Raw genomic sequence first — 23,943 nt, 5'->3', positions numbered from 1 at the left:
ATGCGTTATGTGAAGCTCGGCACCACCGGCCTGGACGTTTCGCCCATCGCGATCGGTGCGATGACCTACGGCGAGCCCGACCGCGGCCACCCCGTCTGGTCCCTCGGCGAGGAGGATGCGCGCCCGCTGATCAAGCACGCTCTCGACGCGGGCATCAACTTCTTCGACACCGCCAACATGTACTCCAACGGGTCCAGCGAGGAGATCCTCGGCCGCGCACTGCGCGACTTCGCGAACCGCGACGATGTAGTGATCGCGACCAAACTGCGTCATCCCATGCGCCCCGGCCCGAACGGGAAGGGCCTGTCCCGCAAGGCGATCATGACCGAGGTCGACCACAGCCTGCGACGGTTGGGCACCGACTACATCGACCTTTACCAGGTGCACCGCAACGACCACGCGACGCCGCTGGAGGAGACCCTCGAAACGCTCAGCGATCTGGTCAAGGTCGGCAAGGTGCGCTACCTGGGCGCGTCGTCGATGTTCGCGTGGGAGTTCGCGAAGGCCCTGCACCTGCAGAAGCAGAACGGCTGGGCCCGGTTCGTGTCCATGCAGGATCACTACAACCTGCTCGCCCGCGAGGAGGAACGCGAAATGATCCCGCTGTGCCTGGACGAGGGCGTCGGCACCATCATCTGGAGCCCACTCGCGCGGGGCCGTCTGGCCCGTGGCTGGGATGAGGCGAACTCCACTGCCCGCTCCGAAACCGACGGTGCCTACGCCGACACGCTCTACTCGCCCGAGCAGGAAGCCTCGAACCACGCCATCATTGATGCGGTCGGCCAGGTCGCTGCCGCCCACCGCGTGAGCCGCGCGTCCATCGCCCTGGCCTGGCTGCATCGCCAGCCGGTCGTCACCGCTCCGCTGGTCGGCGCCGGGTCGATCAAGCAGATCGACGACGCGATCGCGTCGTTGGACGTCGAGCTCACCGATGAGGACGTACGCGCCCTCACCGCCCCCTACACACCGCGGTATGACTGGCAGGGCGTCTCGGACGAGGCGGCCATGGATGCGATCCGCGCTCGTGTCCCGGGAATGGCGCTGAGGTGAGGTTGATTGTTCGCTCCGGCGCGGCAGTCCGCCAGCTGGCGAACTGAGCAAGCGTCGCAAGAATGTCGCTGGTCGGTAGCCGTCCGGCTGAGGGAGACGGGCGCTGCGGGAATCGCATGACCTGTTGGGATCGTTGTGACCAGTGTGCTCGCTTGGCGACGGGCACCGTTCCCAGTGATCCTCTGTACGGCTGCCGTCGTCACCACCACGCGACGCCTTGCTACGATCCCTTGATCAACCGCTGTGCCTGGAGTGTGCATGACCGACCGTCTCACCACCGCGATGATCAGCCAGGCGGCCGAACGGTTGCGGCCGGTGGTACGTCGCACCGCGCTGGAGCCGAACCAGCGGCTGTCCGACCTGCTCGGCGGTCAGGTGCTGCTCAAGCGCGAGGACGCGCAGGTCTGTCGCTCGTACAAGGTGCGCGGCGCGTTCAACCTGATCGCCTCGCTCACGGACGAGGAGCGGCGGCGCGGTGTGGTCTGCGCGAGCGCGGGCAACCACGGGCAGGGAGTGGCGTTCGCCTGCGCGCGTCTCGGGATTGGGGGGCGTGTGTACGTACCGTCCACCACACCGCGGCAGAAGCGTGAGCGCATCGCGGCGCTCGGCGGCGACTGGGTGGAGGTCGTGGTCGGCGGCGGTACCTACGACGAGGCGAGCACCGCCGCGCACGCCGACAGCGAGCACACCGGTGCGATCTACGTACATCCGTTCGACGACGTCAGGACGATGGCCGGGCAGGGCACGGTCGGCCTGGAGATCCTGGCGCAGTCAGGGGAGGCGCCGCACACCGTGGTCGTCCCGGTCGGTGGAGGCGGTCTGATCAGCGGCATCGCCATCTGGCTGCGCGAGCACTCACCCCGCACCCGCATCGTCGGCGCCGAACCCGCCGGCGCGGCCAGCATGCGCGCCGCCCTCGACCACGGCGGGCCCCTCGCCCTGCCCGAGCTGGACACCTTTGTGGACGGCGCCGCCGTCGGAAGGGTGGGAGAGGCCACGTTCCCCCTGGTCAAGGACTTGGTGGATGAGGTGGTCGCGGTCGATGAGGGTGCGGTGTGCACCGAGATGCTGGATCTGTACCAGACCGATGGCATCATCGCCGAGCCCGCCGGAGCCCTCGCGGGAGCGGCCGCCCGTGAGCTGCTGCCGTACTCCTCCTCCGGAGGGCCGCTGGTGTGCGTGGTGTCGGGCGGCAACAACGACGTCAGCCGGTACGGCGAGGTGCTGGAGCGCTCTCTCGTCCACATCGGGCTGCGGCACTACTTCCTGGTGACCTTCCCGCAGCGCCCCGGCGCCCTGCGGCACTTCCTGGACGAGGTGCTGGGCGAGGGCGAGGACATCATCGCCTTCGAGTACGTCAAGAAGAACAACCGCGAAACCGGCCCGGCGCTCGTCGGCATCGAGCTTGAGCGGGCCAGTGATCTCGACAGCCTCCTCTTCCGCATGAAGGCCAGCCCACTCACGGTGGAGCGCGTCCCGCCTGGCTCGCCGCTGTTCACCTTTCTTCTCTGACCTCCCGCCACGGCGTGCTGGCGATCGAGCGGGGAGTAATCAGGACGAGGCCGACCGGCTGCGTTTTCGGCCTGCTCAACTGCGGTCGTTGAAAGAAATGCCGGCCGCGCTCGCCTCGTACACGCGGGCCGGGCCCCTCCCGAGGGCTGAGGCGGCTACCGCCGAAGTTGTAGGCGGACGCCCCGTCGTACGCCGCTGGTTGACGAAAAATCTCTACTTTTCGTCGTATTTAACGAGTTCAGGGCGGTTGGTAGCGTCAGGCGCGCAACGCGGAATGATCCCGAGCCCAGGAGGCCGGTGTGGTCATGCGATGGTTGACGGCGCTCGCTCTGATCTTCTCCGGAGTCCTCGTGGCGACGGGGGCGGCACCGGCCTCGGCCGAGTCGGCGCAGCCGGGGCCGGGCCAGTTCTACGGCGTGCGGGTGCGGGTGCTGAGCAACGTGTCGATCCCCGCCGGCGCCACCACGACGGTCAGCGTGGCGGGCGTCGGCGCGGTGCCCGCCAGCGGCGTCGCGAGCGTCGCGGTGAACTTCGCGGCCAAGGGCGCGAGCGCCGCCGGCGGCCTCGTCGTCTTCCCGTCGGACCTGGCCGCCGCGCCCGCGGTGACCGGCACCCGCTACCGGTCGGGCGTGTGGGACGACCAGCTCGTGACGGTCAAGCTCGGCGCGGACGGCGCGCTCAAGGTCAAGAACACCGGGACGGCCGCCGTCAACGTCTACGCCGACGTGCACGGGTACGTCACCGCCGTGGCCGCCGCGGCGCCCGGCGCGCGGTACGTACCGTTGAACACCGCGCGGATCATCGGCAACCAGAGCGTCGCCGCCAACTCGACCGCCACGTTCGCGGTGGCGGGGGTGGGCGGAGTGCCGGCGTCCGGGGTGGCGTACGTGGCGCTGACGTTCGCGGTGAAGAGCACCGGGTCGGGCAAGATGATCGCCTACCCGTCGGGCGGCACGCCACCCGCCGGGTCGAACATCGACTACCGGCCCTCCTACTTCCAGTCCAACCTGGTCATCGCCGCGCTCGGGACGGACGGCAAGATCGCCGTCAACAACAACGGGCCGGCCGCGCTGACGGTGTACGCCGACGTGGCGGGCTACTTCGCGACGCCCGCCGCCGCGGTCGCCGCCTCGGCCCTGGTGCCCGTCGCCCCGTCGCGGACTCTCGCCTCGGTGACAGTGGCGGCGGGCGCCTCGTACACGGTGGCACCGCTCGGCAAGGGCGGCGTGCCGCCCACTGGGGTGAGCGCAGTCGGGGTGAACATCACCGTCAAGGGCACCGTGAACGGCCTGCTGCGCGTGTACCCCGCGGGCCAGGCGAGCATCCCGGGCGGCGGTTCGATCGCGTACCAGCCGAACGACTTCTGGTCGAGCCTGGTGCCGGTCAAGGTGGGCACCGGCGGCACGTTCGTGATCCTCAACACCGGCACCGCGAGCGTCAGCGTGACCGTCGACACCTTCGACTACTACCGGTCGCCGTCCGCGCCGTCCGCGCCGTCCGGCGTGACCGCCTCGGCCACCGACGGCGGCGCCGACGTCGCGTGGCAGGCTCCGGCAGACGGCGGCGCGTCGATCTCCACGTACACGGTGACCGTCTCGCCCGGCGGCGCCCGCGTCACCTCCGCCACGACCTCCGCGCACGTGGGCGGGCTGACCAACGGCAGCGCGTACGTGTTCACCGTGACGGCTGCGAACGCGGCCGGCACCTCGCCCGCCTCCGCGCCCTCCGAGCCGGTCACCCCAGCCGCCCCCCGCGCACCCGGCACGCCGTTCATCACCGCCGTGACCATGCGTGACGCGGCGGCGAAAGTGGACTGGAGCCCGCCGGACACCGGCACGGCGGGCATCGTGAAGTACCTCGTCACCGCCTCGCCGGGCAACGTCGTCGTGGACGCCGCCGCCGAGGCGACCCAGGCGACGGTCGGCGGGCTGACGAACGGGACGGCCTACACGTTCGTGGTCACCGCGGTGAACGGCACGGGCAGCGGCCGGCCCTCGGCGCCCTCACAGCCCGTCACCCCCGCGCCCGCCACGACGCCGCTGCGGCCGCCCGTCCTCTCGGTGGTCCCGCTGGACCAGAAGGTCGAGCTCCAGTGGGTGGAGCCGCCCGACGGCGGCGCGGCGATCAGCGGGTACCACCTGACGGCCGAGCCCGGCGGGCTCACGCTGGACACACCTGCCGCGACCACGGTCGCCACGTTCGCGGGGCTGACGAACGGGACGGAGTACACGTTCACCGTCGCGGCCCGCAACGCCGCGGGCACGGGTGAGGCCGAGACCGCCGGCCCGGCCACCCCGGCGGCGCGGCGGGCTCCGATCGCACCCGTCGGGGTGACCGCCTCGACCACCGCCGACGGCTCGGTCAAGGTCACGTGGAACGCGCCCAGGGACACCGGAACCGCGCCCATCACCTCATACACGGTGACAGCGAGCCCCGGCGGCGCGACGGCCACGGTAACGACGACGAGCGCGGTCCTGTCCGGTCTCGACGTGGCGACGGCGTACACCTTCACCGTACGGGCCGCCAACCAGCACGGCGCCGGCCCCGAAAGCGCGGCCAGCCAAGCGGTCGTGCCGGAGGTGAGCGCCAAGGCCACCCCTGTCGTGCTGTCGGCCGCCTCGCTGGCCCGCCTGATCTCGGTCGGCACCGACGGCACGCTCGACTTCGACTCCCCGCCCGCGCAGGTGAGCGACCTGACCGCCGGCGCGTACGTCGTCGCCCCGGTCTCGGCGAACACGCCACGCGGCCTGTTCCGCAAGGTCACCGCCGTGACCACCCGCGGAGCCATGCTCAGCGTGATGACCGAGGAGGCCGCCATCCCCGACGTCGTGGGAGACGGCGACGTGGCCTTCGACACGGTGACGGACGCGTCCGCCGTCCAGTTCACGCCGCTCGCTCCAGGCGTACGGGTCGCGCGGCCCACCCAGGACGGCAAGCCGGTGGGCACGGCGGGCGGCCCCGGCAGCATCGGCCTGCGCGACGGCGCGCTCGTGGTGGAGGTCGCCACGAAGGCCGGCCCGGCCGGGCACGACGACGTCGGCAGGAAGCTGGAGATGTGGATGACGCTGGCCCCGCACGGCCACGGCAAGATCCACCTCAAGGGCGGGGCATTGGAGCTCGATCACTTCGGCGCCAGCGTCAACGTCGCGCTGAACACGGTCGGCAAGATCGGCGCGATGGCCGGGTGGCAGAAGAAGTGGCTGATCGGACGCATGCGCACGCCCTGCATCGACCTCCAGCTCGGCCCGCTGCCGGTGCTGATCTGCCCGGAGTTCGATGTCTACGTGCAGTTCGAGGTGGACGGCTCGCTCGGCATCGCCTTCCAGGCCGGTTACAGCCGGGAGGTCGGCGCCACGGTCACCCTCCAGGGCGGCGATCTCAGCATGGACAAGATCGACATTCCGGGGCGGCAGAACCACGCCGAGCTGATCGCGTACGGCGACGCGGGCGCAAAGATCAGCTTCCCGTTCGAGGAGGTCATGTACATCTACGGCGCCGCGGGTCCCGGCGCCAGCTTCGCCCCCTACGTCCAGGTCATCGCCGACACCACCCAGAACCCGTGGCTGGAGTTACGCGTCGGGCTGACGCTCGGCGGCTTCATGAAGACCAGGAGCCTGTTCGGCAAGGCCCTGTCGATCAGGAAGGACGACCTGGTCAACTGGTGGTACTCGGCCTGGCACTCGGGCCCGTTCACCGGCATCGAGATCGACCCTGCGCACGTCGAGGGCGGGCCAAACACCGCGTACGACTTCGATTTCAAGGTCACCGGCATTCCCGAGATCACCGCCGTCGAGTGGAGCGTCATCACCGGTCCTGGCACCATCGACCAGAACGGCACGTACACCTCTCCCTCGTACGGTCATGCCACGATCCAGGCGTACAGTCCCGCCAACGGCACCCGCCCGCCCCAGTACGCCGAGGCGGAGATCACCATTTGCGACTGCCTGCCAGGACCGCCGCAGAACGCGGTGGCCCGGCCCGGCCCGCTGCAGGCCACGGTCTCGTGGACGGCCCCCGCGCCCGTGCCGGGCTCCCCGCCCGTTGACGGCTACGCCGTCGTCACCGACCCGCCGAGCGGCACCCGCTACACCAAGGAAACGCAGGTGGTGGTGGACCAGCTCAAGCCTGGAGTCATGTACACCATCTGGGTCTACGCCCACAACTTCCGCGGATACGGCGAAGCCTCCCAGCCCACCGCGGTCATGCCCACCCGCGCGATGATCGGCTTCGGCGCGCCCGTCAACGTGGCCGTGGACGCCGACGGCAATCCCGACACCATGAACTTCGCCGGGAGCTGGGGTTCCAAGCTGTCGGCCGACGGCCGCTACGTGTTCTTCGCGGTACGCTCCGGCAGCAACCTCGCGCCGAACGAGGTGTACGAGCCCAACGGCAACGCCATCTACCTGGTACGCAAGGACCTCCAGACCGGCGAGATCATCCTCGTCTCGCGCGGCGGCGACGGCCGTACCCCCAGCTACATCCCCATCACCGTGCCGGGCACGGGCATGGCCACCAACCGAGACGGCTCGATCGTCGCCTACATCGGTGACAGGAACGCCCCCTTCACCTCTCCGGCGATCATCATCAGGAACCTCAGGACCGGGCAGGTCTGGGTGGAGGACCCGGGCGTGGCCTACGAGGACTTCGACACGATGTCGCTGCGCCTCAGCGAGGACGGCACGGTCATCGCCGTCCGCGTCGGCCTGACCACCGACGCTCCGCCGCCGCGTGAGGCCACCATTTACCGCGGCGTCGTCGGCCAGCCGCTGACCAGGGTGGACACGGTCTGCGTCGCGAAACCGGGCTGCCACACCAACAACTACTTCGGCATGACGCGGGACGGCGTCCTGGTCTGGTACGGAGTGAGCCTGACCGCCTTCGTCGGCACCCTTCAGGTCTACAACGCCAACAGCGGCACCACCGTGGACCTGCACCCCAACGCCACCGAGGACGACCACTTCCTGCAGGCGATGCTGTCCGGCGACGGCAGCACCATCGCCGCCTTCTACGCCTGGGGCACCGAGACCACCAGCGGCCAGGGACTGGTCATCAAGCCCGTCAACGCCGGCCGCATCGTGGCGGGCGACATCCTGATCTCCAGCACGTCGAACGTCGATCCGCAGGCGATCAACAGGAACGGCCGCGTCGTCGTCTACACCGAGCACTACGACGTGGACGGCAGCAGCCGTACCCGGTACAAGATCTACGACCGGGGCGCGGGCGGGCCGACCGTCACGATCCCCGGCGTCAGCTCCTACCCGTACATCCGGCCGCAGCTCGACGACGACGGCGGCCTGCTGGTGTGGACCTCGGAGAGCCCGGACTACGACGGCGTGTACGCGTGGCGGTACTGACCAGTGCGCCAGTGTCGCCGCCTGCTCATTTTGCCCACCTCGCCGCGAGGAAGGACCACCTGATGCTCGTCCGTCGCGTTTCGACAGCCGCCCTCCTCACCCTTGTCGCATCCTTGATCACCCTGCTGCCGGCCTACGCCTGGACGCCTTCCGCCGAGTCCTCGGGCGTGCCCTTACCTGGGGGGATATATCCAGGTTCGTCCCGCTATGACGGCGCTGGTTACTACCAGTACGCGCCGTCCATCGTGCAGACCTCCGACGCCCAGAGGATCATCTATTACTGCGCCAACACGGTCGAGTACTCATCGAGCAGCGGCAACGCGCTCCAGGCCACTCACGATCACGTCCTGTTCAACGTCGGCACCCGGCAGCCGAACGGGTCGTACACGTGGGGTGCCACCCAGGTAGCGCTGCGGCCCCGCCTTCAACCGGCCGACCCGCACTACCAGCCTGCCACGCCGAGCTGGGCGGCGTACCACATCTGCGACCCGGACGTCGTCAAGGGCAGCTTCACCTACACGACGCCCCAGAGCGGCGAGAAGACCTACACGTGGGCGATGTTCTTCACCGCCGCCGACAATGACGACCATGGCGCGGACGGCCGGTTCAACGTGGTCGGCGTTGCCCTCGCCACCTCTCCGCTGGGGCCGTGGACCATCATCGCCTCCCCGCTCATCGACATCACCGAACCCGACTACAACGCGGCCGGGTACGGTGTCGGCCAGCCGAGCGTGACCAGTGTCGATCAGCGGGGGAATCTCCTGCTGTTCTACAGCGGGCTGGACTGCGCCGCGCTGGACGTGCCGGAGCCGTCCTGCGACGGGACCGCCCGGGGCACCGCCGTACGCACACTCAACCTGGGCAACGCCAACGCGCCGGTACTCGGCACGAGGTCGTTCATCACCACGGCCGGTCTGACGCCGGAACCGTTCCTGCCCGGCTCCGGACGATTCCTGCACAACGCGTCCTGGGCCTACGACCCCGAGCGGGACTCGTTCGTCGTCTCCCGCGACACCGGGCAGCTCGACGGCAACGAAGTACAGGCGAACGTCGAAGTCGACCGAATCGCCGGATCGAGCGTCTGGACGGGCGGTGGCGCCTGGACGGTCGTCGGTCAGATCACCAGCGCCCAGACGGGCTACCGGTGGAACCACAATTCTGGCCTGGTGCGGGACGTTTATGGCGGTCTGGCCTATCAGCGCCCGCTGGACTACTCGGGGGTCGACGTGTACTTCGCCACCGAACCCGGACCGGCGAACACCGCGCCACCTTGGGACGGCTACTTCAAGTACCGCATGCACCACAGCGCCTCTCCGCTGTAATCGCGCTCAAGGCGTGCGCCCCGACGCCGCCGGAGGTCTCCTGGGCTGCCTGGTGGCGGCGTGACGGTGGCGGGGCGGCAGGTGGGCGCAGGCGGTGTCGTCGAGGTTCCAGGTGCCGGAAGGCTAGGATTCCGCGCATGCAGCGCCCTCTCGCCCACAAGTCGGCCGTCGGCCTGCTCGCCGTCCTCTGGCCCGGCCTCATCGGTGGCATCGTGCTCGTCTGGCGGAACGACGCCGCCCCCTTCGAGATCTTCGTGGGAGTGTTCTGGAGCGCGGTCTGGTATTTCTGGCTTGCCCGGATCTGGCTGGGCGGCCCGATGGCGATCGGGCTGATGCGCAAGGCGCTCTTCGCGATCTGCCCGATCATGATCGCCGCCGCCGTGGCCGTCGGGATCGCCGACGGCGAGGTGTACCCGTCGCAGCTGGTCGGGCTCGCGGCCGCATTGTGCGGGATCGCCAGCGGGGTGCTGCTCAGCCGCGGGGACGTCAAGAAGTGGAGCCTGTCCACGGTCGCGGTGCGGACGGTCCGCCAGCCGCCTGACGGAATCGCCTTCGACCTGCGTTCCGCCGCGCTTCGCCGAAGCAGGGGTATGTTCGGCTGCCTGATGATGGTCGTCACCGTGCTCATGCTGCTCGTGGTCGGCGTCATCGGCGCGACGCTGCCCGAGGGCCGGGGGACGAATGCCCCGGACTACATCGCCTTCATGGTCGGCGTGGTGCTGGTGGTGATCATCGGCATAACCGGATATATCCGGCTAAACATCCAGGCTAGGGCTATGGGCGTGCTGACCATCACCGAGCGGCACATCAACGAGCATCCCTGGCCAAGGCTCCGCTCGGTCACCCTGTCGTACAAGGGCGAAGCGGCGGTCGTGGGCGGAATCACCAGATACCCGTCGGCGCGGCTCGACCTGTCCTTCTACGACCAGTCGGACGAGCACCACCTCAGGCTGCCTGACGCCGCCGCCTTGCACCGCTCGATCGCGGAGGCGCTTTCGACGCACAGCCCCGAGGGCGTCTTCGCCGGCTGGGTCCCGCGAACCGACGCGACACATCCGGTCCGGTGAGTGCCTGATCTCCGCGCAGGCTAATCCAGGCGGAACTCGGCAGGCCAATGCCCTTCAGGTAGCGATCTCGCTGGAAGCGGGGCTGAGTTCCCTGCGCCGAAAACTGGAAGCGATGCTCGGAATGGAGGTGGACGTGTCGATTATCCGCATAGGCGGCTCGTTCGACAACCCGCCGTTCGTCAAAATCCCATGATGCCGGAAGAGAATAATTATCGCTACTGCAAGGTCTTCACAACAGCGCCTGAGGTGGCGGTGAAGGCATTGCTGGTCGAGCTGCTCGGCAGTGAATTCGACCGTCACACCATGGACTTGACGAGCTTCGTAGTTGAGGTTCGCAGGAATCCAGACGCATATATCCACACAGTACCCGGGGACGAGTTTCTCGGCTGGCCAATCCTGGTCGAGCTGGAAGAAGGCGAAGATGCCGAGTCCGCCATGGTTGAGGTTGCGGCCGGCGCATGGATAGCGCTGCGAACGTGTGGGAACGATGGGGTCATGGAGTTGTACACCGCCGTGCCGTCGGCCGAGTGGCGGGACACCAAGGCGACGCTGCACCGGTTCTGCCAGGTAGTGGGCAAGATCCGGCTCGCCTCGGCGGCCCGGCGCAACCACTGGTGGAACGCGCCGTTCCACGTCACCGGGCGAGGGATCACCACTCGTCCGATGGGACAGGCCGACGGTAACCCGATCTTCACGATCGACTTCGACTTCGTCGGCCACCAGCTGCTCCTCAGCACGGTGGACGGCCGGGAGGTGTCGTTCTCGCTCCCCGGCCAGTCGGTGTCGTCCTTCTACCACCAAACCATGCGGGCACTGACGGCCCTGGACGTGCGAGTGGACATACCCCTACCACGGCCGTTCGACCTGCCCGACTCCGACCGGCCGTTCGCCGACGACACCGAGCACGCGCACTACGATCCGGCCGAGGTCACCCGCTACTGGCAGGTCCTCAGCCAGGTGAACCTCCTGCTGGAGGAGTTCGCCGCGGGCTACTCCGGCAAGATCAGCCCGGTGCACCACTTCTGGCACACCTTCGACATCGCCTGCAGCCGCTTCTCCGACCGCGTGATCGACCAGCCGCCCGGAGCCGACCCGGTGACGCGGGAAGCGTACTCGCGGGAGGTGATCAGCTCCGGCTTCTGGTTCGGTGACGACGCCTTCCCGGACCCGGCCTTCTACTCCTACACCGCTCCCGAGCCCAAAGCCCTGGACAACGAGCCCTTGGAGCCCGCGCCCGCGCAGTGGATCGAGCAGCGAGGCGGCCATCTGGCCGTGCTGCGCCACGCCGACGCCCTGGCCGAGGCCGATCCGCGCGCCGCCGTCCTCGCCTTCTACGACAGCGCTTACCAGGCGGGAGCCCGGCGCGCCGGTTGGGACATCGCCCAGCTCGCCTGCCCCGGCGGGGTCACCGATCCGGTGCTGACCGCTGGAACGTGACCGCGCACTGTATTTCGACCCCGTACGGCGCCAGCTGAAGCTCACTACTATCCGGCCATGATCTTCGACCTTTCGATACTCCTGAGAATCGGCGTGGCCATGGCCATTCCCGCGGTGTTCGCCTGCGCATCTGTGACGATCGCGGCGCAGTCCGCCCCACGGAATCGCCACGTACGCGTACGCCGCCGCTATGTGGTCGGGGGATTGTTCCTGTCGTTCGTCGGCGTCTGGATGATGGCATTCGGCGCGTGGTCGGCGCGTGCGGACACGCGCTACGGCGGCGCCGTCTTGATCGGGCTCAGTCTGCTGACCCTCATAGGCGGAGGTCTGCTCCTCTTAGGTTTCGGCCCGCTAGCCTCGTGGCTGCTGGAAATCCTCGGTCGGTACACGAAACGGCTGCCGCTGCTCGTCCGCCTGGCGGCCCGCGACCTGGCCGGTCGTCGCCCGACTACGGCTCCCGCGATCACGGTGACGATGATGGCGACCAGCTTCGGCATCGCGCTCACGATCGTCGCGGTCGGCATGACGGCGCAGGACAGGGCCGCCTACTCCCCCAGCGCCCGGCCCGGCACCCTCCTGGTGCGGCTCTTCTCGGCGGAGCAGGCCGGTCCCGTACGTACGGCGATCCAGCGGGAGTTACCCGGAGTTCCCATCGCCCAGAGCGAGAGTCCGCGTGAATACCGACACTTCGCGGCGAATGCCGAGAACGTCGACCTGCCGGAAGAGTCCGTCTACCCGAACGGAGTCATCGGCGACGAGGCACTGCTGCGGTATCTCACGGGCGACCAGTCGACGCCGTACGACGAGGGCAAGGCCGTGGTGGTCACGACCGCCGACGTGAAGGTCGACTCGGTCGAGATCGACTACAACGTGACCGGGAGCGACGGCCCGCCGACGAGCAAGACCACTCCGGCGACCGTCGCCAGAACCCTCGACCCTCACATGGAGACGATCTTCGTCCCGGCGAAGGTCGTCCGGGACCTCGGCTATCAGCTGAAGCCGGACGAGCTGATCATCGATCCCTTCCTCCATCGAGTCTCGGCGGGCGAACAGGACCGGCTCGACAGCCGGCTGGGCGACGTCACGGAGACTTATGTCGAGCGGGGATTCCAGGCTTCGACCACCTGGCTGGTCGTCGCCGCGGCGACGCTCCTCATCGCCCTCTGCGGTGCTTGGGCCGCCGGGGACGGTAAGGACACGAGTTCGCGAGCGGGTCGGGTGCTGAGGCGGGCCGGTGACGGATCGGCCGCGACTTTCCGGTGGTTCGCCGCTTCCCGTGCGGGGCTGAGCATGCTGTGCGGAACGGTGCTGGGCGCGGTCGCCGGGTGCCCCATCGGGATGTTGCTGCTATGGCCTTTCACCGCGTCGGGCTCATGGGATGATCCGGTACGGGTGCCCTTCGAAACTCCGTGGCCGGCGATCGCGGCCGTGGTGGTCGGGCTGCCCGTCATCGCCGCCGCCCTCGGCGGACTCCTCGCGCGTGAGCAAGCCGGCGGCGAGCCGACCGCCACTCCGTGATCAGCGGCTTTCAGGTGGGTGGGGTGGCCAGTGGGAGGACGATGGGCGGCTGGACCTGCTCGTCCCGGCCGCCTGGGTCGGTTTCCACCGCGCCTCGGATGCACAGGGACGGTGACCACGCGACGGACGACGGCTGGCCGAGCCTGACCACCGTGCCGACCTTGAAGCAGTAGCCCGTGGCCGCGTCCAGGCCGCCGACCGTGTACGTGATGCTGCCGCTGCCCATCGACAGCACGCGGTCACCGGGAGACTGCTGGAGCACCATGGGGAAGTCGCTCTTGCGCTGCTGCTTCCAGGACAGCGTCACGGTCGTGCCGTTGTCGGTCACCAGCCTCAGGTCCTTGGGCCGCTGCGCGCTCATCGCCGCCGCGTCCAGGGTCTTGGCGGGACGGGCGATGGACGGCCCGGTAGAAGGCTCGGTAGAGGGCAGGGCACTGGGTGGTGGGGTCCGGGCGGCCGAGTCGGGTGGCTTGGCGGTCGTCGTGGGGTCGGTGCCTCCGGTCCCCGGGTCGGTGCCTCTGGTCGTGGCGGACTGGGGCTCCAGGGTGATCCGCGGTGGGGTCGACGGGCGGCCGTTCATGGCGGCGGCGACGCTGGCCGCGCCGATCAGCACGGCCAGGCCGGAGGTGCCGGCGATGAACAGGGGGACTTTCTTGCTCCTGCGCCTCGGCTCCGCCTGGGCCTGTGGCTGCGCCGTACCCGGCTGGTGGGAGGACGGATAGAGCGGGCGGGGCGGTCGGGGAAGTGACGCCGAGCGGTCGGGGTCGACGGTCCAGACGAGAGCCCGCGGCACCGACGTCTCAGCGGCCACCGCTGACGACGGCACCGCTGACGACGGCGTCGCTGACGCTGGTGGAACCGAGGGGAACGACGGCATCGACGGCGAGCCGGGCGGCAAGTCCCCCGGCCCCGTCTGCGACAGTCCCGGTGACAACGCGGGTCCGACTGGGGTAGGCGGCGAGCCGGGTCCGGTCCGCGAGGGTCCCGGTGCCAACGCGGGTCCGGCTGAGGTGGGCGGCGAGCCGGGTCCGGTCTGCGAGGGCTTCAGGCGGGAACTCGGAGCGACCAGTTTGTAGGTGGGTGGGACCGCTGGATTGAACGTGGATGGGGCCGAATGGTCGAGGGCGGGTGGGGCGGCGTGGGCGAAGCGGGTGGCGAGGTCGGCGGCCGTAGGGCGGGAGTCGGGGGACTTGGCCATCGCCTGATTGACGGCGTCCACGACGTCGGGTGGCAGGCCGGGGGACGCCAGGGGCGGCGGCTCCTCGCTCAGCACGCCGAAGACGAACCGGGCCGAGGTGTCCGGCCCGTCCAGGGCGAACGCGGGCCGCCCGGCAAGCAGCTCGTACAGCATCGACCCGAGCGAGTACACGTCCGACGCCGGACTGGCCGAGCGGCCCTCAAGCAGCTCGGGCGGGCTGTGGACGGACACGGACGTCCCGTCGGGCAGCTCGGCCAGTGACATCAGCCCGCTCATGCCGAACCCGGTCAATCTGGGCTCGCCGTACTCGGGCAGGACCACGTTCTCCGGCCGTACGTCGCCGTGCACCCCGCCCGCCCCGTGCGTGGCCGCGAGCGCGGCGGCCACCGCGCGCGCGACGCGCAGCGCCTCGCCCGGCGGCGCGGGCAGGGTCCGGCCGGGCCGTTCGGCCAGCGTGCAGCCTCCGTGCAGCTCGGTCACCAGGTACGGGCGGCCGTCGGCGGTGGTGCCGATGTCGAGTACCGGGATCACGTTCGGATGGGTCGCGAGTGCGTCCGGGAAGCGGAAGCCGCGCAGCAGCGGCTTGAGCCGGCGCTTGTCCACCCGGCGGCAGGCCAGCGACCGCAGCAGCACCGAGGCGCCGTCGCGGTCGGCCGTCGCGAGGTACGCGCTCCACGGCCCGTCCTGCCCGGCCCGCTCCTGGAGCCGGTAACCACGGACCTTCTCCGTCACCGTCACGCGTTCACTTCCCGGACCCGACAGCCACCGGCCCTCTTCCTCGCCGTCACGGGTTCACTTCCCCGATCCGGCGTCACCGCTTCCCGGAGGCAGCAGCCACCGGCCCTATCCGTCGCCGTCATGCGATCACTGCGGGACCGCCCAGGTCGTCGGTCTCGAACGCCTCGTCCTCGATCATCGGGAACCGGGTCCGCTCGCGGTCCTGCTCCTGGCCTTGGCCGCCACCTCCCATGCCCGGCGGGTACATGCCCATCGGCATACCGCCGGTCCCGCCCCGCGCGGCCCCGCCGGCCGTCAGGCCACCCGCGCCCTGCGCGGCCGTCGTGGCGGTGCCGGTCCCCGAGGGGGTGAGCGGGCCGGTGGAGGGTACGCCCGTGTTCACCCGGTGGGCCAGGTCGGGCGACATGGTGTCCGGGAAGCCGGCCAGGTTCGCCTTGGTGTCGGGCAGGCCGGGGGTCTTGAGGTCGCCGGGATTCTTCAGGTCCGGGGTCTGGGGACTCTGCAAGTCGGGGGTCTTCACTCCAGCCTGGTCGAGGCCGGGGAGGTTCGGGTTCTGGGCGCCGTTGGGGTCCGGCAGGTTCGTGCCGGGATCGGTCGGGCGCTGGTTCGGGTCGGTCAGGCCGGACGGGTCCCCGACACCGGACGACGTGGGGTCGGGCAGGCCGGACAGGCTGGAGTACGGGCTGCCGAGGCCCGTGTACGGATCGGAGACGCCGCCACCACCGAGTCGGCCGTTGCCGCCCAGGCCGTCCATCTTCGGCAGTTCCACGGGAGTGACACCCGCGCCGGGGGGCGGAGCCGCGCGCTGCTCCAGTTCGGGGGCGATCCGGTCGTAGACCACTCCCATGAACCTGTTGAGTTGTCGCAGGTGGTGCCGGGCCAGGGCGTGAGCGTTGCCGTCGGTGCCGAACACGCTGTCACGCAGATCGTCGTCCCAGCCCGCGCTGCCGACCTGGGGGACGTTGTCCCGGAAGAAGGGCAGCACATCACGGCCGTACCAGATGAGCGGGTTGGCGACAGTCTGAGCGCTGTAGTTCACCGCGGCGAGATCCTTCTGGAGCTCGCCGATCTTCTTGAAGACGCCCTCCAGTGGCTCCCCGCCGAGGGAGGCGGCGATGCGCTGCGCCTCCGTCTGCAGGTTCCGCATCGACTCCTCGCAGCTCGCGGCCAGGGTCGCGTAGTTGTGGCCGGCGTCCTCGATCTTCCGCGGGTCGGTGTGGTTGCGGATGAGGTCGACGATGCCCTGGCTGTTCTCGCTGTCGCCTTTGCTCGTGGCGATGTCATCGGGCAGCGGACGGGTGCCGTCCTTGAGCTGGTACAGGGTGTAAGCGGTCATGTCGCCGTCCCGCGCAGGCCTTGGGCCACGGCCTGGTCGGCGTCCATGGCCGCCTTCACGGTCTGGTCGAGCGTCTCCAGGATGGCCTCGTAGACCGAGCAGAGCTGGGTGACGGCGCTCTTCAGACTGGTCTGCGCCTTGTCGGTGGTGAGTCTCAGGTCGGTGGCCGCCTGCCAGGTGCCCAGGTCGCGCTCGGTCAGCGTGGAGCGGCTGACGAGAACCTCCAGGCTCGGCGTGCCGCCCAGCCCCCTGAGCCGGTCGAGGTCGGCGCGGAGCTTCTCGACGGGCGAGTCGGGACGCGGCTTGCCGGTCTCCGGGTCCACGAAGTCGGCGATCTTGATGAACATCTCCTTCTTCGCCCCGCCCGGATCGACGTGGTATTTGGTCACCAACTCATCGCGCGTCGCCTCGGAGACCCGTGGCCGGGCGGTCGGCGGGTACCCTCCGTGCCCGTAAGTCTGCAGGTAGTCGGTGTACTCTTCCTCGGTGTTGCGCGGGTCCAGCTGTACCTCGTAGACGCGCCCGTCCTCGCCCGACTCGACGCCGTTGCGCTGGTCTCTCGGGAGGCCGAGGCCGTCCCTGGTGTCGTCCCGCTCGCCGCCGTCGTCAGGTGTCGGCATGAATCTCTCCCGGATATCGGTCTGCGCCCCTCCCCTCTGTATCCCGTACCGGGCGCACCGGCGTTTCACTTCAAAGAATTTGGAACGGAATCCGGCTTGCCGCTCAAGACCGGCAAAATCCCCTTACATGGCCATTTCCTGGGCCGGCACCACCGCCCTCGCCCTGCTGCTCGCCATCACGCCCATTACCTCCGCGCAGGCGGACGGGATGGCTCCCTCCTGCAACCCCGAGGCCGGGGTCCAGGACGTCAGTGGCAAGCCCTGGCCGCAGGAGCGGCTGCGCTTCCAGCGGGTGTGGCGGCTGACCCGAGGCGAGGGCGTCACCGTCGCGGTCGTCGACAGCGGCGTGGACGCGCGGCACCCGCAGCTCGCCGGGGCGGTCACGACCTCCGAGGACCTGACGGGTACGGATCAGCGCGACTGCGTGGGCCACGGTACGGCCGTGGCGGGCATCATCGCGGGCCGGGACCTCACCTCGCGCGGCGTACCGTTCCTCGGGGTCGCGCCGGGCGCGCGGATCCTGTCGATCAAGCAGACCGAGACGCCGGACGGTGAGGTGTCACTGCTGGCCCGGGGCATCAGGCGGGCCGCCGAGCTCGGCGCGAAGGTCATCAACGTGTCCGTGGAGGCGCACGACCAGCCGGAGCTCAAGTCGGCCGTCGCGTACGCGCAGAGCAGGGACGTGGTGATCGTCGCGGCGGCCGGCAACGTGAAGCGTGAGGACGGCGAGGTGACGCCGTCCTACCCGGCCGACTACCCCGGCGTGATCGCGGTGGGCGCGGCCTCCCCCGACGGCACGAAGTCGGCGTTCTCCAACGGCACCACCAGGGTCTCCGTCACCGCCCCCGGCTCCGGGATCACCAGTACGTGGACGGGCGGCGGCTACCGTACGGACCTCGACGGCACCAGCTTCGCCGCGCCGTACGTGTCGGGGGTCGTGGCGCTGGTCAGGGCCCGGCATCCGGAGCTCGACCTGTGGCAGGTCAAGCGCCGGGTGGAGCTGACGGCCGAGGGCGGCGGCGCCACCGGGACCGGCGCGGGCCTGGTCAACCCGCTGCTCGCCGTCACCGCCGTACTGCCCGACTCGGTGGAGAAGGCGGGCGGCGGGGTGCCGGTCGTCGTGGCCAAGGCCGCCGCCCCCGACCCGCGTACGCGCGGGCTGGCCGTGGGCATCGCGGGAGGCACGGTCGCGGTGACGGGGCTGGTGATCTTCGTGGCGATCATGCTCCCCAAGGCCAGGCGGCGGGGCTGGCGCGCCGGGTGATCCAACATTTCCAGGAATGTTGAAGTCAGATCGGCCCTCCCGCGCACCGGCTTATGGTGCTCGCGTTGTCCCATGTTCGATACCGGGAGGTGAACCGTGGCGCAGCCGACCACTTATCAGCAGGGCAGTCAGCACGACGCGGCCGCTCGCGCGCTGACCGCGCACGAGCACATCACGCAGATCCACAACAGACTGCTCCAGATCCCCGAGCAGCTCGGCGGCTCGTGGAAGGGCGAGTCGGCGACCGTCTACACGCAGGTTCTCAACGAGTGGAACCCGCAGTTCAAGAAGGTCATCGACGCCCTCCACCAGATCGCCGAGAACCTCAAGGGCTCGGGGATCGAGTACGAGGAGGCCAGCACCTCCACCCAGGCCGTCACGAAGAACCTCATGGCCGCGCTCAACGGCGGTGCCGTCCGATGAGCGGGATCGACGTCAGGGAAGGATCTCAATGACCGGTGGCGGAGACATCATCCTCGCCAATTTCGACGAGATGGAAGAGATCGCGGCCGAGCTCGGCCGGGCGTACGCCAATCTCGTCGGCGAGCTGACCGACCTCGAGAACGACCTGAAGATCCTGGAGACCTGGGACGGCTCCGCGAAGGGCGTCTACCTGGAGGCCAAGCGCGAGTGGAACGAGGCCGTGGTGACGATGGGTGACACCATGCAGCGCTTCGGCCCGGCCCTGCACGACGCGACCGAGATCATGCGCGACGCCGAGCAGGCCAACGTCCGGCGCTGGGGCACCTGAGCCGAACGATGGCTGAAGGCGACAACGGGATACCCGCCGAGCTGGTCATCGACCCGGCGGCGGCCGGTGACCAGGCGATGTGCCGGCCGGACGCGCTGCTGGACGTCGCCGGGGCGATGGCGAGGGATCTGCTGCCCCGGCTCGAGTCGGCCGGGCACCGGGTGCCCGACCTGTCGTTCACGGCCGTCGGCGACTGGGATGTGGCACGAGGGTACGCCGAGACGATGCAACGGGCGCGCATGGCCACGGTGGACACGATGGGGTTCGTGACCGAGCTGGTCAACAGGGTCGTCGAGGATCTGGTCGCCACCGCGAACACCGTCAGGGACGCCGATCAGCGGGCCGGCGACACCGCTCGCCGTACCGGATCTGCCGGATCTACCGGATCTGCCGGATAGAGGGCCGCGTGGGAGAACCGAAGCCGATCAAGGAGGGCGCGCTGCCGGCCGGCGCGCCCGAGAGCTACGGCGGGCGTGACTCGATCCGGCGGTTGATCATGAACACCCGGCCGGAGGAGTTCGGCGGTGTCGCGGACGCCTACCAATCGGCCGGCACGCTCCTTGACCAGACGATCAAGGAGTTGTCCCAATACGCCTCACGTCTCGTCGCCGATGGAAACTGGGGCGGCGAGTCGGCGCGGGCCATGCTCGGGCGGATGGCGCGGGTGCAGTCGTATCTCGGCACGCTGCGGAGCCAGATCGGCGACATCCCGTCATCCGTCCAGCAGGCCAGCCGTGAGCTGGCCACGGCGAAGGAGCAGTTCGAGCCGGCCACCCGGGAGCAGTACGCCACGGTGGACACCGGGTCGTACATCTCCCGGGAATTGAGCAACGACCCCGACGCCGACGCCCGGCGCTTCCTCGCGGATCTGAACGGCCGCTTGAGGGACGCGCACGGGATCCTGCCCGAGCGGCTACCGTGGGACGCCGACCTGGCCTCCAGCGCGCCGTACCTGCCTCCAGTTGTGCGCGACAGCACTCCGACCGGTGGCGGGATCGACTTGGAGTCCACGCGCCCGGTCGCCCGGCTGGCCAGTGTGGATCCGACGGCGTCACCTATCTCGGCGGCGCCGCAGACCGCGCCGCTCGCTGCGGCGGTCCCTGGAACCGCCACTCCCCCGACCCTCGGGACCACGCCGGGCCAGGTCCCCGGGCTGATCACGTCAACGAGCGGAACGCCCTCCGTGGCCCAGCTCACCGGGTACCCGCCGACGACCGGCCCCGCGCCGATCGGGACCAACCCGACCACGTCCGAGCCGACACGCTCCTTGACCGGCGCCCGGCCCGACACCGCGCGGACCGACCCCACGCGGACCGACCCGACGCGGACCGGTGACCCGCGAACCGACAACCTGCGGACCTACTCCGAGCGGACCGACGGCGCGCGGACCGGTGACCCGTACCGGTCCGGCCCCATGCGCTCCGTCCTCGACCAGAGCAGCCCCATCGCCGACCAGGCCCGCAGCCCACTCGGCGGCCTCCCGCGCGAGACCGGCCCGTCCGTACGCCCCGGCGTCGTGCCGGTCGTGGACGGGACGTGGCCCGCCACGAACCCCACATCGTCCGGCGGCCCCACAGGGGCGGCCGCCGGTACCGGTGGCATGCCGTTCATGCCGATGGGCGGCGGCCCGGCCGGGTACGAGGGTGCGCCGGTCGCGCACCGGACGGCCCCGCCGCCCCCTGATGAGCCGGGCCTGTTCCGTCCCGCGTACGATCCCGGCCAACCGGTGGTGGACTGACCCATGACATCCGACAGCGACCTCAAGCGCATGGAGATGAACGCCGACTCCGTCCGTGAGGTCGGCCGCAACATCGCCGGCAAGCCCATGCAGCGCCTCAACGACATGACCCGCGTCGTGGCGGGGCTCAACGTGCACTCCGGCGCTTTCGGCCTGTTCGGCTTCTTCGGCTCGTCGCTGGCGGACGCGCTCGACCAGGTCAAGCTGGCTGCCCACCAGTACGTGTCGGCGACCAGGCACGAGCTGGCTCAGATGGAGTCGAAGGCGTTCGACACGGCCAACGCCGCCGTCCAGGGCGACGGCGCGGCCACCCGCGTCACGGCCGTCTGAGAGCCACCGTCCGAGAGCTACTGTCCGAGAACCACCGTCTGAGAGCAAGTCTGAGAACGAGGACACATGCCGACACAACCGCAGTCCGTCATCGCCGGCGCGGGCATGGCCCAGCTGGGCTCGGCGCTGCTGGGCGGCGGCCGCGCGAAGTACGCCGGACTGATCATCGCCCTCACCGCCGCCGACACCCCCGAGCTGCGGCGGGCCGCGCAACAGTGGGAGGAGCTGTCGGCGGGGCTACGCGAGCACCCCCAGCTGATCCAGGAGTCCGTCAAGGACGTGCACTGGATGGCGACGAGCGCCGAGCTGTTCCAGCAGACGGTCGACACGCACAGCGACGAGGTCGCCGACAAGGCCGACCTGCCGCAGGCCACGGCGGACTCCATGCGCACCTCGGCCGACGCGCTCGACTTCGCCGGGAACCTGATGTTCGACGTGGGCGCCGCCATCCTCCTGGCGGGGACGATCTACCAGCTCGGGCGGATCAACCCTTATGTACGGCCCGCCGCGGAGGTGGCGGCGACGATGTTCGGCCGCCGGGCCGACCAGCAGGCCGGTCAGGGCGCCTTGAAGCTGCAGACGTTCCTCAGGGGGTCGGAGGGACTGGCCGGGAAGATCGCCGGCCGGTTCACCAAGGTGTCGCCCGTCAAGAAGCTGCTCTTCGGCGGCGCGACTGCGATAGGCGGCGGGATGCTCGCCAATTCGGCCGTGGCCGACGACCTCAGCGAAACGGCCCTCCCGCAGGGCAACCAGCCGCATCCGACCCAGCGCGACCAGCCGAATCCAATGCAAGGCAACCAGCCGAACCCGACGAAGGAAGTGTGATGCCGGCTTTCGACGAAGCGGCCATCGACCGCATGATCGCCGACACCCAGCGCCCCCTGGACGGGTTCGCGGAGCTGTACGAGCAGGTCCTGGCCGTGCAGGGGTTCGCCCAGGACGCGGAGAAGCTGGTGACCGTGGAGTGCTCCACCCAGGGCGTCACCGCGCTGGACATCAACCCGCGCGCGCTCCGCTGGGGCTCGGACAGGCTCGCCACCACGATCCTGGAGCTGATCGGCGCATCGCTGGCCGACCTGCAGGAGAAGTCGAACGCGCTCATGGCCGAACGGTGGGGCGCGGCCCCGCCGGACCTCACCGAGGAGGGCAACCCGGCCGAGCTGCGCCTGCAGAACGCGCAGGACACGTACGACAGGGTCATGGAGAACGCGATGGCCGAGCTGGCCCGCATCCACCGACGCGTGGACGGTTCCTAGAAGATCACTAAAGACCGTGGCCCGTGAGGTGGTGGAGCGGCTGGCTGCACAGCGAATGAGACCATTTTCATGGGGATTGTTGAACGATGCTACAATCCCCTTATCTTGCCATGCGCCCGGTCGACGGAAGGACGCCCTTGACCAGCAACGAGCACCGTCAGATCAGCTCTGTCGAAGATGAGGTGCGTGCCTGCGCGATCCGGGCCGAGCAGAGCTGCGCGTCCCTCCACAAGGCGACGGATGCGGCCATCGACACCGCGCTGCGTGCCATGGCGGAACGGTTGCGGGCGGCGCGGGACATCCTCACGACCGCCAACGAAGAAGACCTCGCGGCAGCCGTGTCCGCTGGGATGTCGCCGGCCCTGCAGGACCGGCTGCGGTTGACCGGCCCACGGTTGGAGAGCATGGCCGCCGAACTGCGCACGCTGGCGGATGTGGCGCACGAGCCTCGCGACCAGGTCCTCGAAGAGCGCGCGGATGGCCTTACCCTGCTGGAACGTCGCCGGCCGGTCGGCGTCATCGGCGCGAACTTCGAGGCACGTCCGAACGTCACCCTCGACATCGCCTCCCAGTTCCTCAAGTCACGCAACGCAGGCGTGTTGCGCACTGGTTCGGCCGCGCTGCGCTCGTCCCGGGCCCTCGTGGACCAGGTGATCGCACCGGCCCTCGGCGAGGCCGGCCTCGATCCGGACGCCATCCAGCTGATACCCAGCGAAGACCACTCGGCGGCGTACGCGCTGGTGTCCCTGCCCCAGCTCATCCCACTGGTCATCCTGCGCGGCAGCGGCGACAGCACCCGCGACCTCGGCCGCCACGCGGCCCGCCACGGCGTCCGTACCCTCGCCCACGCCGACGGCGGCGGGGTCCTGTACGTGCATCCGGCCGCCGACGACAAGGTCGTGCACCAGCTGATCACCGACAGCCTGGACCGGCTGGGCGTGTGCAACCGGCTCAATCTGCTGCTCATCGACCAATGCGTGTACGACGAGCGGCTACCCGGCATTCTTGAGGCCCTGGACCGCCTGGGCGTGACCGCCTCGCTGCCCCCGCACACCCACCCACGTGGGTATGAGTGGTCGCTCGACTCCAACCGTGCGGCCACCGTGACCGTCGACGCCGTCGACGGCCCACTGCACGCGGCTCGAATCGCTAACGAAGAGACATCCGGGCTGGCCGCCGCCATCGCGACCGAGGACCCGGCCGCCGCCGCGCAGTTCATCGACGCCTACACCGGCTCCGGCGTCTTCTGGAACTCCACCACGCGGCTCCTCGACGGCTTCAAACTGCTGCGGCTGCCAGAGACCGGAATCAACATCGACCGGGTGCCCGGCCCACGCGGCCCGGTGAGCTTCCGCGACCTGTACCTACGGCAGTACATGATCGTGCCGAGCGGCCGGCTCACGTCCTGACCGGACCGTCCGTCCCTGCCAATCTTCTCCGGGGCGCTCAGCG

The 23,943-nt window shown here is 69.8% G+C and carries 19 protein-coding genes; 16 read left to right on the top strand and 3 right to left on the bottom strand.

What is annotated here, in order from left to right:
* The 7 genes from ACGFJ2_RS08590 (at nucleotide 1) to ACGFJ2_RS08560 (ending at nucleotide 13,260) form a co-directional block, all read left to right on the top strand.
* Complete coding sequence (locus tag ACGFJ2_RS08590; protein ID WP_357942202.1) at nucleotides 1-1,050, top strand: aldo/keto reductase; 1,050 nt, start codon at nucleotides 1-3, stop codon at nucleotides 1,048-1,050.
* A gap of 258 nt (nucleotides 1,051-1,308) precedes the next feature.
* The gene (ilvA, locus tag ACGFJ2_RS08585; protein WP_393466161.1) at nucleotides 1,309-2,562 is read left to right on the top strand and encodes a threonine ammonia-lyase IlvA; all 1,254 of its coding nucleotides are present in this window, start codon (nucleotides 1,309-1,311) and stop codon (nucleotides 2,560-2,562) included.
* Between the two features lie 305 nt (nucleotides 2,563-2,867).
* Nucleotides 2,868-7,916: a fibronectin type III domain-containing protein gene (locus tag ACGFJ2_RS08580; RefSeq protein WP_393466158.1), complete on the top strand. Its 5,049-nt coding sequence runs from the start codon at nucleotides 2,868-2,870 to the stop codon at nucleotides 7,914-7,916.
* 62 nt (nucleotides 7,917-7,978) lie between these two features.
* On the top strand, nucleotides 7,979-9,238 hold the full coding sequence (locus ACGFJ2_RS08575) for a hypothetical protein (RefSeq protein ID WP_393466155.1): 1,260 nt from the start codon (nucleotides 7,979-7,981) through the stop codon (nucleotides 9,236-9,238).
* A 137-nt stretch (nucleotides 9,239-9,375) separates the two neighbouring features.
* Nucleotides 9,376-10,305 carry a hypothetical protein gene (locus ACGFJ2_RS08570; RefSeq protein ID WP_393466152.1) on the top strand — a complete coding sequence of 310 codons (930 nt, stop codon included), beginning with the start codon at nucleotides 9,376-9,378 and terminating at the stop codon, nucleotides 10,303-10,305.
* Between the two features lie 495 nt (nucleotides 10,306-10,800).
* Nucleotides 10,801-11,742, top strand: coding sequence for a DUF5996 family protein (locus ACGFJ2_RS08565; protein WP_393466149.1), 942 nt, complete (start codon nucleotides 10,801-10,803; stop codon nucleotides 11,740-11,742).
* A gap of 57 nt (nucleotides 11,743-11,799) precedes the next feature.
* Complete coding sequence (locus ACGFJ2_RS08560; protein WP_393466146.1) at nucleotides 11,800-13,260, top strand: hypothetical protein; 1,461 nt, start codon at nucleotides 11,800-11,802, stop codon at nucleotides 13,258-13,260.
* Nucleotides 13,261-13,270: 10 nt separating this feature from the next.
* Here the strand turns inward: ACGFJ2_RS08560 and ACGFJ2_RS08555 are convergent, their stop codons facing one another.
* From ACGFJ2_RS08555 to ACGFJ2_RS08545, 3 genes are all read right to left on the bottom strand, one after another.
* Nucleotides 13,271-15,196, bottom strand: coding sequence for a serine/threonine protein kinase (locus ACGFJ2_RS08555; protein ID WP_393466143.1), 1,926 nt, complete (start codon nucleotides 15,194-15,196; stop codon nucleotides 13,271-13,273).
* 118 nt (nucleotides 15,197-15,314) lie between these two features.
* Nucleotides 15,315-16,532 (bottom strand): hypothetical protein, encoded by a 1,218-nt coding sequence (locus ACGFJ2_RS08550; RefSeq protein WP_393466140.1) that lies wholly within the window; start codon nucleotides 16,530-16,532, stop codon nucleotides 15,315-15,317.
* Nucleotides 16,529-17,152: a hypothetical protein gene (locus ACGFJ2_RS08545; protein ID WP_357942182.1), complete on the bottom strand. Its 624-nt coding sequence runs from the start codon at nucleotides 17,150-17,152 to the stop codon at nucleotides 16,529-16,531. Before ACGFJ2_RS08545 ends, ACGFJ2_RS08550 begins: the two co-directional genes overlap by 4 nt.
* A 127-nt stretch (nucleotides 17,153-17,279) precedes the next feature.
* On the opposite strand from ACGFJ2_RS08545, the gene mycP reads away from it, so the two are divergent.
* From mycP to ACGFJ2_RS08500, 9 genes are all read left to right on the top strand, one after another.
* Entirely contained in the window at nucleotides 17,280-18,416 is a 1,137-nt protein-coding gene (mycP, locus tag ACGFJ2_RS08540) for a type VII secretion-associated serine protease mycosin (RefSeq protein ID WP_357942180.1), read from the top strand.
* A gap of 96 nt (nucleotides 18,417-18,512) precedes the next feature.
* The gene (locus tag ACGFJ2_RS08535) at nucleotides 18,513-18,839 is read left to right on the top strand and encodes a WXG100 family type VII secretion target (protein ID WP_357942178.1); all 327 of its coding nucleotides are present in this window, start codon (nucleotides 18,513-18,515) and stop codon (nucleotides 18,837-18,839) included.
* Between the two features lie 28 nt (nucleotides 18,840-18,867).
* Complete coding sequence (locus ACGFJ2_RS08530; RefSeq protein ID WP_357942176.1) at nucleotides 18,868-19,167, top strand: WXG100 family type VII secretion target; 300 nt, start codon at nucleotides 18,868-18,870, stop codon at nucleotides 19,165-19,167.
* A gap of 8 nt (nucleotides 19,168-19,175) precedes the next feature.
* Nucleotides 19,176-19,565: a hypothetical protein gene (locus tag ACGFJ2_RS08525; protein WP_393466135.1), complete on the top strand. Its 390-nt coding sequence runs from the start codon at nucleotides 19,176-19,178 to the stop codon at nucleotides 19,563-19,565.
* Nucleotides 19,566-19,573: 8 nt separating this feature from the next.
* Entirely contained in the window at nucleotides 19,574-20,905 is a 1,332-nt protein-coding gene (locus tag ACGFJ2_RS08520) for a hypothetical protein (protein ID WP_393466132.1), read from the top strand.
* Nucleotides 20,906-20,908: 3 nt separating this feature from the next.
* Nucleotides 20,909-21,235, top strand: a complete 327-nt coding sequence (locus ACGFJ2_RS08515) for a hypothetical protein (protein ID WP_393466129.1) — start codon at nucleotides 20,909-20,911, stop codon at nucleotides 21,233-21,235.
* A 66-nt stretch (nucleotides 21,236-21,301) separates the two neighbouring features.
* Nucleotides 21,302-22,060 (top strand): hypothetical protein, encoded by a 759-nt coding sequence (locus tag ACGFJ2_RS08510; RefSeq protein ID WP_393466126.1) that lies wholly within the window; start codon nucleotides 21,302-21,304, stop codon nucleotides 22,058-22,060.
* Entirely contained in the window at nucleotides 22,060-22,491 is a 432-nt protein-coding gene (locus ACGFJ2_RS08505) for a hypothetical protein (RefSeq protein WP_393466123.1), read from the top strand. The genes ACGFJ2_RS08510 and ACGFJ2_RS08505 overlap by 1 nt, the downstream gene beginning before the upstream one ends.
* A gap of 137 nt (nucleotides 22,492-22,628) precedes the next feature.
* Nucleotides 22,629-23,900: an aldehyde dehydrogenase family protein gene (locus ACGFJ2_RS08500; RefSeq protein ID WP_393466120.1), complete on the top strand. Its 1,272-nt coding sequence runs from the start codon at nucleotides 22,629-22,631 to the stop codon at nucleotides 23,898-23,900.
* The last annotated feature ends 43 nt before the right edge of the window (nucleotides 23,901-23,943 follow it).

This window comes from Nonomuraea sp. NPDC049028 (genome assembly GCF_043197735.1).
Lineage (GTDB): Bacteria > Actinomycetota > Actinomycetes > Streptosporangiales > Streptosporangiaceae > Nonomuraea.
This window is presented reverse-complemented; position numbering and strand designations above follow the sequence as displayed.

What these genes read in the sequence shown, in the direction of transcription:
- ACGFJ2_RS08590 (WP_357942202.1), top strand. Translation starts at nt 1, where the DNA reads ATGCGTTATGTGAAGCTCGGCACCACCGGCCTGGACGTTTCGCCCATC.
- ilvA (WP_393466161.1), top strand. Translation starts at nt 1,309, where the DNA reads ATGACCGACCGTCTCACCACCGCGATGATCAGCCAGGCGGCCGAACGG.
- ACGFJ2_RS08580 (WP_393466158.1), top strand. Translation starts at nt 2,868, where the DNA reads ATGCGATGGTTGACGGCGCTCGCTCTGATCTTCTCCGGAGTCCTCGTG.
- ACGFJ2_RS08575 (WP_393466155.1), top strand. Translation starts at nt 7,979, where the DNA reads ATGCTCGTCCGTCGCGTTTCGACAGCCGCCCTCCTCACCCTTGTCGCA.
- ACGFJ2_RS08570 (WP_393466152.1), top strand. Translation starts at nt 9,376, where the DNA reads ATGCAGCGCCCTCTCGCCCACAAGTCGGCCGTCGGCCTGCTCGCCGTC.
- ACGFJ2_RS08565 (WP_393466149.1), top strand. Translation starts at nt 10,801, where the DNA reads ATGGAGTTGTACACCGCCGTGCCGTCGGCCGAGTGGCGGGACACCAAG.
- ACGFJ2_RS08560 (WP_393466146.1), top strand. Translation starts at nt 11,800, where the DNA reads ATGATCTTCGACCTTTCGATACTCCTGAGAATCGGCGTGGCCATGGCC.
- ACGFJ2_RS08550 (WP_393466140.1), bottom strand. Translation starts at nt 16,532, where the DNA reads ATGACCGCTTACACCCTGTACCAGCTCAAGGACGGCACCCGTCCGCTG.
- ACGFJ2_RS08545 (WP_357942182.1), bottom strand. Translation starts at nt 17,152, where the DNA reads ATGCCGACACCTGACGACGGCGGCGAGCGGGACGACACCAGGGACGGC.
- mycP (WP_357942180.1), top strand. Translation starts at nt 17,280, where the DNA reads ATGGCCATTTCCTGGGCCGGCACCACCGCCCTCGCCCTGCTGCTCGCC.
- ACGFJ2_RS08530 (WP_357942176.1), top strand. Translation starts at nt 18,868, where the DNA reads ATGACCGGTGGCGGAGACATCATCCTCGCCAATTTCGACGAGATGGAA.
- ACGFJ2_RS08525 (WP_393466135.1), top strand. Translation starts at nt 19,176, where the DNA reads ATGGCTGAAGGCGACAACGGGATACCCGCCGAGCTGGTCATCGACCCG.
- ACGFJ2_RS08515 (WP_393466129.1), top strand. Translation starts at nt 20,909, where the DNA reads ATGACATCCGACAGCGACCTCAAGCGCATGGAGATGAACGCCGACTCC.
- ACGFJ2_RS08510 (WP_393466126.1), top strand. Translation starts at nt 21,302, where the DNA reads ATGCCGACACAACCGCAGTCCGTCATCGCCGGCGCGGGCATGGCCCAG.
- ACGFJ2_RS08505 (WP_393466123.1), top strand. Translation starts at nt 22,060, where the DNA reads ATGCCGGCTTTCGACGAAGCGGCCATCGACCGCATGATCGCCGACACC.